Origin of the sequence: Streptomyces asiaticus (genome assembly GCF_018138715.1) — a bacterium.
In the GTDB taxonomy this organism is placed as follows: domain Bacteria; phylum Actinomycetota; class Actinomycetes; order Streptomycetales; family Streptomycetaceae; genus Streptomyces; species Streptomyces asiaticus.
The window spans coordinates 1,037,716-1,051,678 of the sequence record NZ_JAGSHX010000001.1; the positions used below are offsets into that span (position 1 = coordinate 1,037,716).

At 74.4% G+C, this 13,963-nt stretch carries 1 protein-coding gene; it reads left to right on the forward strand.

What is annotated here, in order from left to right:
* Positions 1-109 precede the first annotated feature (109 nt).
* Positions 110-13,906 carry a type I polyketide synthase gene (locus KHP12_RS50525; protein ID WP_308036070.1) on the forward strand — a complete coding sequence of 4,599 codons (13,797 nt, stop codon included), beginning with the start codon at positions 110-112 and terminating at the stop codon, positions 13,904-13,906.
* Positions 13,907-13,963 lie beyond the last annotated feature (57 nt).

Here is a 13,963-nt window from a genome sequence, read left to right on the forward strand (position 1 = left end):
TGTAGGGAAAATCAGAGAGTAAAAAATCCCAAAACACAGAGAGAATGACGCTGTGGCCCATGGAGGCAGAGAATTACCCGCGAAGACGATGAGTTGGGGGATCGGTGCCGTGAGCCGGAACGAGTCCATATCCGCGTCCGCTGAGCGACTCCAGGAGCGGGACACTGCCGTCGCGGTGGTGGGGCTGTCCTGCCGGCTGCCGTCCGCGGCGGATCCCGCACGGTTCTGGCGGCTGCTGACCGGCGGGTCGAGCGCGGTGTCGCAGGTGCCGACGGGCCGCTGGAACAGCGACGCCACGACCTCCGGCGAGACCGGCTGGGGCGCCTTCCTGGACGAAGTCGACGGCTTCGACGCGGAGTTCTTCGGGGTCTCTCCGCGTGAGGCACGGGCCATGGACCCGCAGCAGCGTCTCGCGCTGGAGTTGGGCTGGGAGGTCCTGGAGGACGCGGGACTGCCGCCCGCCGCGCTACGCGGCAGCGACACCGGGGTGTTCATCGGGATGACCGCGGATGACTACGGCGCACTGGACCGGCTCAGGGGACCGGCGTCGATCGGTCATCACACCCTGACCGGCCTGAACCGCAGCATGGCCGCGAATCGGCTGTCCTACGTCCTGGGACTTCGGGGGCCGAGCCTGGTGGTGGACACCGGGCAGTCGTCGTCGCTGGTGGCGGTGCACCTGGCGTGCGAGAGCCTGCGGCGCGGGGAGTCGGCCACGGCGCTCGCCGGTGGTGTGCAGCTCAATCTGATCCCGGACAGCGCGGAGGCCGCGGCCCGGCTCGGCGCCCTGTCCCCGGACGGCCGCTGCTTCACCTTCGATGAGCGTGCCAATGGGTATGTGCGTGGCGAGGGTGCGGGGATGGTCCTGCTCAAGCCCCTGGCAAGCGCGTTGGCGGACGGGGATGAGATCTACTGCGTCATCGAGGGGAGCGCGGTTGGCAACGACGGCCCCGGCGACGGCCTGACCACCCCCGACCCCGAAGGGCAGCGGGCGGTGCTCCAGGCGGCCTGCGGGCGTGCGGGCGTCGACCCGGCCGAGGTCCAGTACGTCGAGCTGCACGGGACCGGGACCCCGGTGGGCGATCCGGTGGAGGCCGCGGCGCTCGGCGCGGTGTACGGGGCGGGCCGTGCCACGGACCGCCCCCTGCTGGTCGGTTCGGCGAAGACGAACGTGGGACACCTGGAGGGCGCCGCGGGCATCGTCGGCCTGTTGAAGGTCGTGCTGTCGCTGCGGAACGGTGAACTGCCGGCGAGCCTGAACTTCGAACACCCCAATCCGCGGATCCGGTTCGGCGAGTGGAACCTGGACGTGGTGACCTCGACTCGTCCCTGGCCCTACCGCGACGGCCGTGCCCTGGCCGGGGTGTCGTCGTTCGGCGTGGGCGGCACCAACTGCCACCTGGTGGTGTCCGCCACCGAGCCGACGCCCGGGAACACCTCCGCGGCGACGGACCCCGACCCCGGCACGGCGGACGGCGCCCTGATGGCGGGTGGCACGGTGCCGTGGCCGTTGTCGGGCCGGACCCCCGAGGCGCTGCGCGCGCAGGCCGTCCGCCTCGCGTCCCATCTGGCGGAGAACGGCCGGCTCGACCCGGTGGACGTGGGCTTCTCCCTGGCGACCACCCGGACCACGTTCGACCACCGTGCCGTCGTCCTGGCGCCGGACCGGTCGGCGGCCCCGGGCGCGCTGACGGCGCTTGCCGGCGGCGAGTCCGCGCCGGGCGTGGTGCGCGGAGCCGCCGATGTCGAGGGTGGCACGGTGTTCATCTTCCCCGGGCAGGGGTCGCAGTGGGCGGGCATGGGCGTCCGGCTGATGGCGGAGTCCCCGGTGTTCGCGCGGCGGCTGACCGAGTGTGCCGCCGCGCTCGCGCCTCATGTGGACTGGTCGTTGCCGGAGGTGCTGCGGCAGTCCGAGGGGGCGCCGTCACTGGAACGGGTGGACGTCGTCCAGCCCGCCTCCTGGGCGGTGATGGTCTCCCTCGCGGCGGTATGGCGGGCGCACGGGGTGGTCCCGGACGCGGTGGTGGGCCATTCCCAGGGAGAGATCGCGGCGGCGTGCGTGTCCGGTGCGCTCTCCCTGGAGGACGCGGCCCGGGTGGTGGCGCTGCGCAGTCAGGCCATCGCACGCCGCCTGGCGGGGCGGGGCGGCATGCTGTCGGTGGCACTGCCGCGGGCCGAGGCAGAGGCGCGGCTGCGCCGCTGGGACGGCCGGGTGTCGATCGCGGCGGTCAACGGGCCGGGTTCGGTGGTGGTCTCCGGTGAGCTGGAGGCGCTGGACGAACTGTTCGAGGAGCTGTCGGGCGCGGATGTGCGGGTGCGGCGGATCGCGGTGGACTACGCCTCGCACTCGGCCCAGGTGGAGCGGGTGCGCGACGAGCTGACGGCCGCGCTGGGGGGCATCCGCCCCCGCCGGGCCGAGGTGCCGTTCTTCTCCACGGTGACCGGCGACTGGCTGGACACCACCGGTATGGACGCCGGGTACTGGTACCGCAATCTGCGGCGTACCGTCGGTTTCGAACCGGCCGTCAGGATGCTGCTCGGCCAGGGCCATCGGGCCTTCGTCGAGGTCAGCTCCCACCCGGTGCTGACCGCCGCGGTGCAGGAGATCGTCGACACGACCGACGTCACGGCGGTCGCCGTCGGCACGCTGCGCCGGGAACTGGGCGGGGCCGACCGGTTCCTGACCTGTCTGGCGGAGGTGTACGTCCGCGGGGTGCCGGTGGACTGGCCGCGGCTGTTCACCGGGACCGGTGCCAGGCGGGTGGCCCTGCCGACGTACGCGTTCCAGCGGGAGCGGTACTGGCTCCAGGGACCGGCCGGCGATGTCGCGGTGCGGGACGCCGTTCCGGCCGCCCCGGCGGCGGTGACCGGCCACGCCACCGATGCCGAACCGGAGCGCGCGGAGCCGGAGGGTACGGAATCCGGCACCCCGTGGACGCGCGCCGACTTGGCACGGCTGGTGCGTGCGGAGACGGCGGTGGTCCTGGGCTTCGCCGCCGCGGAGCGGGTGAACCCGGCGCGGTCCTTCAAGGAGCTGGGCTTCGACTCGGCGATGACGGTGGAGCTGGCGACCCGGCTGCGGGCCGCGACCGGACTGCGGGTGCCCAACACTGTGCTGTTCGACCATCCGACGCCGGACGCGTGCGCGGCCCATCTGGCCACACGGCTCACCGGCCCGGTGACCGGTGACACCTCGCCGGCGCCCCGCGCCGTTCCGGAGGACGACCCGGTGGTGATCGTGGGCATGGCCTGCCGCTACCCGGGCGGGGTGACCTCGCCGGACGAGCTGTGGGAACTGGTGTCGGGCGAGGCGGATGCCATTTCCGACCTGCCCGTCAACCGGGGATGGGCGCCGGAGATGGCGGCCGGCCGGGCGGGCGGGTTCCTGTACGACGCGGACCGCTTCGACGCGGCGCTGTTCGGGATATCCCCGCGCGAGGCGGAAGCCATGGACCCACAGCAGCGGCTGGCCCTGGAGATGAGCTGGGAGGCGGTGGAACGGGCCGGGATCGCTCCGTCGTCACTGCACGGCAGCGGGACCGGGGTGTTCCTCGGGGCGATGGCCCAGGACTACGGTCCGCGGCTCCAGGACGGCTCCGGTGCCGCGGAGGGATATCTGCTGACCGGCACGTCGCCGAGCGTCCTGTCCGGCCGCGTCGCCTACGCACTGGGGCTGCGGGGGCCCGCGCTGACCGTGGACACGGCGTGCTCGTCGTCGCTGGTGGCGCTGCACCTGGCGGCGCAGGCGCTGCGCGGCGGCGAGTGTTCCCTGGCACTGGCCGGTGGTGTCACCGTGATGTCGGAGCCCGGGATCTTCATGGAGTTCGCCCGGCAGGGCGGCCTGTCACCCGACGGCCGCTGCAAGGCGTACGCGGAGGCCGCGGACGGCACCGGCTGGTCCGAGGGAGTGGGCGTCCTGGTGCTGGAGAGGCTGTCGGACGCGATCCGGGGCGGCCACCAGGTGCTGGCGGTGCTGCGCGGTTCCGCGGTCAACTCCGACGGGGCGTCGAACGGCCTGACCGCTCCCAGTGGCATCGCGCAGCGGCAGGTGATCGGCCAGGCCCTGTCCGGTGCCGGTCTGGCCCCGTCGGACGTGGACGCGGTGGAGGGGCACGGCACCGGTACCCGGCTGGGTGACCCGATCGAGGCCCAGGCGCTGCTCGCGACCTATGGACAGGACCGGGACCCGGACCGTCCGCTGCTACTGGGGTCGCTCAAGTCCAACATCGGGCACACCCAGGCCGCCGCCGGTGTCGCGGGCGTCATCAAGATGGTCCTGGCGATGCGGCACGGCGTATTGCCCCGGACGCTGCATGTGGACGCGCCGTCGTCGCAGGTGGACTGGTCGGCCGGGGCGGTGGAACTGCTCACCGGGGCCACCCCGTGGCCGGCGGCCGGGCGGCCCCGCCGCGCGGGCGTGTCGTCGTTCGGGATCAGTGGCACCAACGCGCATGTGATCGTCGAACAGCCACCGGGGGATCGGCCTGATCGGCCCGCCGCGCGCCCACCGGCCGGGCCGCCGGCGAAGGTCCGGCCCGGTGTGGTGCCATGGCCGGTGTCGGCGCGTACCGAGGCCGCGCTGGACGCGCAGCTGGACCGGCTGGCCGCTTTTGTGGCCGACACCGGCGCGGCGGCACCGGACATCGGCCTCTCCCTGGCCACGACACGCTCCGAGCTGGAGCATCGCGCCGTCCTCCTGGCCACGACGGACACCGCGGGGGACGGTGGCACACCGCCCCTGAAGGTGGCCGAGGGCATGGCGGGCGACCCGGGCCCGATGGCGCTGCTGTTCGCCGGTCAGGGCGCCCAGCGGCTGGGCATGGGGCGCGAATTGCACGGCCGGTACCCGGTGTTCGCCGCGGCGTGGAGGGAGGTCTGCGCGCTGCTGGACGGCGAGCTGGAACGGCCGCTGAGCGAGGTGGTGTTCGGCGACGACGCGGAACCGCTGAACCGCACGGCATACGCCCAGCCCGCGCTGTTCGCCCTCGAGGTGGCCCTGTTCCGGCTGCTTCAGTCGTGGGGGGTGGCGCCGGATCTGCTGATCGGGCATTCGGTCGGGGAGATCGCGGCGGCCCATGTGGCCGGGGTGCTGTCCCTGCCCGACGCGTGCACTCTCGTCGCCGCCCGCGGCCGGCTGATGCAGGCGCTGCCGGAAGGCGGGGCCATGGTCGCGCTGCGGGCCACCGAGGACGAGGTGGCGCCGCTGCTCACCGGCTCCGCGGACCGGGTGGGACTCGCCGCCGTCAACGGCCCGGAGGCGGTGGTGGTGTCCGGGGCGGCCGACGCGGTGGAGGCGATCGCGGACCGGTTCGCCGCCGACGGCCGCAAGGTGACCCGGCTGCGGGTCAGCCACGCGTTCCACTCCCCGCTGATGGCGCCGATGCTCGAGGACTTCCGCGCGGTCGTCGAGGGCCTGGTCTTCGGCGAGCCGCGGACCCCGATCGTCTCGACGGTCACGGGTGAGCGGATCGATGCGGAGCGGATCCGTACCGCCGACTACTGGGTTCAGCACGTCAGGCTGACGGTGCGGTTCGCCGACGCGGTCGGCGCCGCGGCACGGGCCGGTGCGCGCACCTTCCTCGAACTGGGCCCGGACGCCACGCTGTCGGTGCTGACGCAGGACGCCCTGCCCGATGTGGCGGACGTGGAAGCCGTGTCCCCGCTGGGCAAGGACCGCGGCGAGGAGTCCACGGTGGTGACGGCCGCCGCCCGGCTGTATGTGCGGGGCGTTCCGATCCGGTGGCCCGAGCTGTTCGCCGGCACCGGCGCGTGCCGGGTGGCGCTGCCGACCTACGCGTTCCAGCGGGAGCGGTACTGGAGCGCGCCCACCGTCGGCGCATCGGCGGCCGGTGCCGCCCCGGCGGGGCTCCGCGGTATGGAACATCCGCTGCTCGGCGCGGTCGTGGAACTGCCCGAGAACGGCGGCCTGCTGTGCACCGGCCTGCTGTCGGCGGCGGTGCTGCCGTGGCCGGCCGACCCTGTGGTGGCCGGGCAGGTGACCTTCCCCGGCGCCGGATTCGTCGAGCTGGCGATACGGGCGGGCGACGAGGCCGGCTGCGCCCTCGTCGAGGAGCTCATCCTGGACGCACCGCTGGTGCTGTCCGGGCGGGACGACGGCGGGGCACGGATCCAGGTCGCGCTCGGTGGCCCCGGCGACGACGGCCGACGCACCCTGAGCATCCACTCGCGGCCCGTCCACGCTCCGGACGCGCCGTGGACGCGGCACGCCACCGGCACACTTGCGCCGGGCGCCCCCGCGGCCGCCGCCGATGACGGGCGGGTGTGGCCGCCCGCGGGCGCCGTATCCGTCGATCTCGACGATTTCTACGAGCGGCGGCGTGCTGCCGGGCTCGCCCACGCGTCGGCGTTCCGGGCCGTCCGGGCGGCCTGGAGGTCCGGCGACGAGGTGCTGGCCGAGGTCGCGCTTCCCGAGTCACTCGCCGACGAGGCCGACGCCTTCCGCCTCCATCCCGCACTGCTGGACGCGGCGCTGCACCTCGCCCCGCCGACCGTGCTCGACGGCCCGGACGGCCGGCGGCTGCCGGCTGCCTGGTCCGGGGTGTCCCTGCACGCCGTCGGCGCGTCGGTGCTGCGGGTACGGATGCGCAGGACGGGCGACGACACGGTCACGCTGACCGCGGCCGACACCGCGGGCGATCCGGTGGCGACCGTGCGCACGCTGACGCTGCGTGCGCCGGACGTTCACTCCGCGGTGACCACGGCGGCGCGGTCGCTGCTGCGCCTGGATTGGCTGCCCGCCCCGGCGCCGGACACCGGAGGGCACGATCCGGTGGCGGCCGGGGAGGCGGTGGTGATCCCGGTCACCACGCCGGCCGGCGTGCCGGTGCCGGAGGCGGTCCGTACCGTCACCGCGTCCGTGCTGGACACGCTGCGGCGATACCTCGATGACGGCGACAACGGCGACAACAGCGACGACGATGACGACGAGGACGGAAGGGACAGCGGCGACCGCAGGGACGACGGCGACGACGCGGGCCAGGCCGGTGACGGCGGGCCCTCCCGGGTGGTGTTCGTGACCCGCGGAGCGGTGGCCACGGCACCCGGCGCGGCCCCCGACGTGGTGGCGGCCGCGGTGTGGGGGCTGGTGCGATCGGCCCGTCAGGAGATCCCCGGCCGATTCGTCCTGCTCGACCTGGACCCCGCGGGCGGCGACGATCCGGTGCCTGCCGCCGCGGCCGCGCTCCGCGCGGCGCCGGACCGCGATGAGCCCGAACTGGCGCTGCGCGACGGCGAGTTGCTGATCCCCCGGCTGGTCTCCGCCGACGCACCGGACCCGGCGGCGCGGGACCTGGCGGCGCCGGACACGATGTGGAGCGGCGACGGCACCGTGCTGATCACCGGCGGCCTCGGCCATCTCGGCGCGCTGATCGCCCGGCACCTGGTCACCGCGCACGGGGTGCGCCACCTGGTGCTGGCCGGCCGCCGGGGGGCCGACACCGAGGGCGCCGGGGAACTGCTGGCCGAACTGAGCGGGCGGGGCGCACAGGTGACCGCCGTCGCCTGCGATGTCTCCGACCGAGCGGCCGTGGCCGCCCTGCTGACGGCGGTCCCGGACGAGCACCCGCTGACCGGTGTGGTGCACGCCGCCGGCGTGCTCGACGACGGACTGGTCGCGGCGCTGACTCCGGACCGGCTGGACACGGTGTTCCGCCCGAAGCTGGACGGCGCGTGGCATCTGCACGAGCTGACCCGTGACCTGGGCCTGAGCGCGTTCGTGGTGTTCTCTTCGGCGTTCGGCGTCCTCGGCAACGCGGGGCAGGCCGGTTACACCGCGGCGAACGCCTTCCTGGACGCGCTGGCGCGGCGGCGGACCGCCGAAGGGCTCGCGGGCCTGTCCATCGGCTGGGGGCCGTGGCCGCAGGACAGCGGGATGTCCGCCGCGCTGAGCGACGCCCAGCTGCGGCGGATCACCGAGGCCGGGCTGCCGACGCTCTCCGTCGATCAGGGGTTGGCCTGGTTCGACGCCGCGTGCGCGGTGGACGAGGCCGTCGTCGTCGCCGCACGCGTCGACCGGGCCGCCCTGCGTGCGCGGGACACCGTGCCCGAACTCTTCCGCGGCCCGGCCCCCGCCGGAACCGCCCGCCGAGCCGCCGCCACCGAGAGCGGCTCCCTCCTGCCGGCCGGGCTGACGGCCGACCAGGCCCGTGCCACCCTGCTCCAGCTGGTGCGTGAACAGGTGGCTTCCGTACTCGGGCACGTGGCGCCCGCGGCGGTCACCAACGGGCGGACGTTCAAGGACCTGGGCTTCGACTCCCTGACCGCCGGCCAATTGCGGAACGGCCTGCGGAAACGGACCGGCCTGAGCCTGTCGTCGACCCTGGTCTACGACTACCCGAGCCCGGACGCCCTGGCCGGTCACCTGTGGACCGAGCTGTACGGCGGCACCGGCGAGCGGTGGGAGAGCGCCGGGCAGCCATCGGCCGCGGCGGCGGGCCCGACGGCCGGGGCGCCCGCTCCGGAGCCGATCGCGATCATCGGAATGAGCTGCCGGTTTCCCGGCCGGGTGCGCTCGCCCGAGCAGCTGTGGCAGCTGCTGGCCGAGGGCGTGGACGCCACGTCCCCGCTGCCCGCCGACCGCGGCTGGGATCCGGGTGTGTACCACCCCGACCCGGACCACACGGGCACGACCTACTCGGCGGCGGGCGGCTTCCTCGACGGCGCGGCCGAGTTCGACGCGGCGTTCTTCGGCATCTCCCCGCGCGAGGCCGCCGCGATGGACCCGCAGCAGCGGATACTGCTGGAGCTCGCCTGGGAGGCGTTCGAACGCGCCGGGATCGACCCCGCGTCCCTGCGGTCCAGCATGACGGGCACCTTCGTCTCGGCGACCGCCCAGAGTTACGGCGCTGGCGTGTCCGCGGACTCCGACGGATATCAGCTCACCGGCACCATCCCCAGCGTGCTGTCGGGCCGACTCGCCTACCTGTTCGACCTGGGCGGACCGGCCGTGACGGTGGACACGGCCTGCTCGGCGTCCCTGGTCGCGCTGCACATGGCGTGCCAGTCGCTGCGCTCGGGGGAGAGCACCCTCGCCCTCGCCGGCGGCGCCACCGTGCTGACCGGCCCCGACACCCTCGTCTCGCTGAGCAGGCACCGGGTCATGGCGCCCGACGGGCGGTGCAAGGCGTTCGCCGAGTCGGCGGACGGCATGGGCATCGCCGAAGGCGCCGGTCTGCTGGTACTGGAGCGGCTGTCGGACGCGGTCCGGCACGGCCACCGGGTGCTGGCCGTCGTCCGCGGATCGGCGGTGAACTCCGACGGCGCCTCCAACGGGTTGACCGCGCCGAGCGGTCCGGCCCAGCAGCGAGTCATCCGGCAGGCCCTGGCCAACAGCGGGCTGTCGGCATCCGAAGTCGACGCGGTCGAGGCACACGGAACCGGCACCGCGCTGGGCGATCCGATCGAAGCCCATGCCCTGCTGGCCACCTACGGCCGGGACCGGGGCGGCAATCCGCCGCTGCTGGTCGGCTCGGTCAAGTCCAACATCGGACACACCCAGGTGGCGGCCGGTGTCGCGGGTGTCATCAAGATGGTGATGGCGATGCAGCACGGGGAGCTGCCGAAGACGCTGCACGTCACCGAACCGTCCTCCCGCGTCGACTGGAACTCGGGCGAGCTCAGGCTGCTGACCGAGGCCGCGCCCTGGCCCGACCTCGGCCGACCGCGGCGGTGCGCGGTGTCGGCGTTCGGAATGAGCGGGACCAATGCCCACGCCATCCTGGAGCAGCCGCCGCGGCCCGCCGGGCGACCCCCGCTCGCGGATCCCGTGTCGGACGGGCCGGTGGCATGGCCGCTGTCCGGCAAGTCGGCCGCGGCGCTGCGCGCCCAGGCCGCGAAGCTGCTCGCACACCTGGACGACCACCCCGCACCGCACCTCGTGGACATCGGGTACTCACTGGCCACGACCCGTGCCGCGTTCGAGCACCGGGCGGTGCTGGTGGGCGACGACCGGGCGGCGCTGCGCGGTGGCCTGGCGGCCCTGGCCGAGGGCACCTCGTCGCCCGCCGTGGTGCGGGGCACGGCGTCCGAGCGCCGTGCGGTGGTCTTCGTGTTCCCCGGGCAGGACGCGGCATGGGCGGGGATGGCGGCCGAACTGCTCGATGTCTCCCCGGTCTTCGCCGACCGCGTCGCCGCGTGCGAGGCGGCCCTGGCCCCGTACCTCGACTGGTCGCCCACCGGTGTGCTGCGCGGCGAGTCCGGTGCTCCCCCGATGGACGGGCGGCCCGATGTGCTCCAGCCCGTGCTGTGGACGGTCATGGTCTCGCTCGCCGCCCTCTGGCGCTCGTTCGGCGTCGAACCGGCCGCCGTGATCGGCCACTCCCAGGGCGAGGTCGCCGCCGCCTGCGTCAGCGGCGGTCTGTCGCTGGACGACGGTGCCCGCGTGGTGGCGCTGCGCAGCCGGCTCATCCACGAGCGCCTGTCCGGGCGCGGCGCGATGATGTCGGTGATGGCATCGCCGGAGCGGGTACGGGAGTTGCTGGACGGGGCGTCCGGCACGGTGTCGATCGCGGCGGTCAACGGACCGAAGACGGTGACGCTCTCCGGCGACCCGGCAGCGCTCGACGAGGTCGAACGCCGCCTGTCCGCCGCCAGGATCATGCGCTGGCGGCTGGCCGGGGTGGACTTCGCCGCCCACTCGGCGCACATCGACGAGATCGAGACAGAACTGCTCGAGCTGCTGGCGCCGGTGCGGCCCCGCCCGTCGGAAGTGCCGTTCTACTCCACGGTGACCGGCGACCGGCTGGACACCGAGGAGCTGGATGCCCGGTACTGGTGCCGGAACCTGCGGCAGACCGTGTCCTTCGCCGAGACGATGGCGGCTCTCGTACGCGAGGGCTATGGGGCCATGATCGAGGTCGGCCCGCATCCGGTGCTCGCGGTCGGCACCAGCGAGATCATCGAGCACGCGGGCAGCCCGGCGGTCACCCTGGGCACCCTGCGCCGCGACGACGGCGGATGGGACCGTGTCCTTCGCGCGCTCGGGGAGGCCCATGCCCACGGTGTGCCCGTCGACTGGACCGCGGCGCTGTCCGGCGGCCGCACGGTGGACCTGCCCACCTACGCCTTCCAGCACGAGACGTACTGGACCGCCCCGCCCGCCGTCACGCCAGCACTGGCCGACTCCGCCGACGAGCCGCTGTGGGACGCCGTGGGCCAGGGGGACGCCGCCGCGGTCGCCACACTGCTCGGCCTCGAAGCCGAGCCCCCCGAGTACAAGGAGGCGCTCGACGCGGTGCTCCCGGCGCTGTCGGCATGGCGCAGGCGGCAGGACGAGCACACCCTGACCAGCGCGCGGCGCTACCGGACGGTGTGGACACCCCTGCGGGTCCCTGCCGCCCCCGCGCTGACCGGAACCTGGCTGGTACTCACCACCGATGGCATCGACGACGCCGATGTGGTGGCCGCGCTGACCGCACACGGCGCCCAGGTGCGCCGACTCGTCCTCGACGGGGCCTGCACCGATCCCGAGGTGCTCGCGGCCCGGCTCGGTGACCTCGACGGCACCGCCGGAGCACTGTCGCTGCTCGCGGCGGCCGAGGAGGCGGACCACGGCGAGCCCGTACTGCCCGCCGGACTGGCGCTGACCGTGTCGCTGATCCAGGCGCTGATGGCGGCCGGCGTCGAGCTGCCGCTGTGGGCGGTGACCCGTGGCGCGGTCGCGACCGGCCCGGCCGACCCGGTGCGCAACCCGCGGCAGGCGATGGTCCTCGGGCTCGGACACACCGCGGCCGTGGAGGCGCCATCGCTCCGCGGCGGGCTGGCCGACCTCCCCGAGCGGCTCGACCCCGAGGCGGCCGGGCGATTCGCCGCGCTGCTCTCGATGGGCCCGGAAGACGAACGGGCGGCGGTGCGATCCTCGGGCGTCCTCGTCCGGCGGCTGGAGCGGGCGGCGGCACCGGCCGACACGCCCGGCACCTGGACGCCCGGCGGCACCACCCTGGTGACGGGCGGCACCGGGACGCTGGGCGGCCGGGTCGCCCGCTGGCTGGCCCGGCAGGGAGCCGGGCACCTGGTGCTGATGAGCCGGAGCGGCCCCGCGGCACCGGGCACGGCCGAGCTGGCGGCGGAGCTGACCGCCCAGGGGACGAACGTCGAGGTGGTGCGGTGCGATGTGACCGACCGGACCGCCGTGGCCGCGGTGCTCGACCGGCTCTCGGCGGACGGCACTCCGGTGCGCGCGGTGGTGCACACGGCGGGTACCCGCGCCCTCGGGCCACTCGCCACATCGGACCTCGCCCATGTCGCCGACGCGGTGCGCGCGAAGGTGGCGGGCGCCGCGCACCTCGACGAACTACTCGGCGACACCCCCCTGGACGCCTTCGTACTCTTCTCGTCGCTGGCCGGTGTCTGGGGCATCGCCGACCACGGGGCACTCGCGGCCGCCGACGCGTATGTGGAGGCGCTGGCGGCACAGCGCGGTGCCCGCGGCGCCCGTGCGACGGCGATCGCCTTCAGCCCCTGGGAGGAGGCGCGCCCCCTGATGACCCGGCAGGACGGCGAGCATCTCATCCGCAGCGGGATGGCCTTCCTCGACGGCGACGTGGCGCTGGCCGGGCTCGCCCAGGCGCTGCACGAGCAGCGGACCGCGCTGACGGTCGCCGACATCGACTGGGAGCGCTATCTCTCCGTCGTCACCGCGGCCGGCTCCCGCCCGTTCTTCGACGAGCTGCCGGAGGCACGGTCCCTCGCCGGGCCCACGGCCCCGAGCGGTGACGGCGGGTTCGCGGAGCGGCTGCGGAGCCTGTCGGCCGGGGAACGGCGGAAGGACCTCCTCGACCTGGTGCGGAGCGAGACCGCCGTGGCACTCGGCCACTCGTCCGGCGAGGCGATCGGCGAGCACTCGGCGTTCCGTGACCACGGCATGGACTCGCTCGCGGCGATCGACCTGCGCAACCGGCTTGTCGCGGTGCTGGGCAGGCCACTGCCCAGCACCGTCGTCCTCACCCACCCCACCCCGGCCGACCTGGCCGACCATCTCCTCGACCAACTCGCCGCGCCGCCGACGGAGGCCGGCGCCACCGACGTCGACCCAGCGGCCGACCTGGTCACCCGGCTCCACCGCGACGCCGTGCGGACGGGCCGGCTGAACGAGGCCCAAACCCTGCTCCTCGACCTCGCCGCCCTCCGGCCCAAGGGCAGCGGGCCCCTTCCGCCCGCCGTGGACCGGCTCACCACCGGCAGCTCGGGCACCCATGTGGTCTGCGTGGCCCCCATCGTGCCCCTGACCGGACCCCACACCTACTACACGCTCGCCCAGGCGCTCCCCGGCGACTGGTCCGTCTCCTGCCTGACACCTACCGGCTTCCGCACCGACGAGGAACTGCCCGCCACCCGGGAAACACTCGTCGAAGGGCTGGCCCGAGCCGTGGTCGCGAGCACCGGCGGCGACACCGCCGAGCCGGTGATCCTCCTGGGCACCTCGTCCGGCGGCATCCTCGCCCACGAGACCGCCCGCCATCTCGCGGAGCGCGGCACCCCCGTACGGGCGGTCGTCCTCGTGGACACCTACATCCTGGAATCCCCCGCCGCCCGAGCGCTCCAACCCCACCTGTGGCACGGGCTGTACGAACGCGAGCACCTCACCGACGGCTACACCGCCACCGATCTGTCCGCCTACGCCTGGATGGAACGGCTCCTGCACACCTGGACCCCCGCGCCGACCCCCTTCCCGACCCTGCTCCTGCGTGCCTCGGACCCCTTTCCGGCGCCGGACGGGACGGACCCGGTGCCGCCCGACTGGCAGACCGTCCTTCCGCACGTCGCCACCACCCTCACCACCTCGGGCGACCACTTCACCCTCATCAATCAGCACGCCTCCGCCACCGCCACCCACATCGCCGACTGGCTCGCCGGGCGGGGGAGGGAAGTCAACCGTGGATTGCGATAACAGCCATTGGATAGCCTGGCGAAATGCTGACCGAAGTCACCGCGATCCGCTATGTCA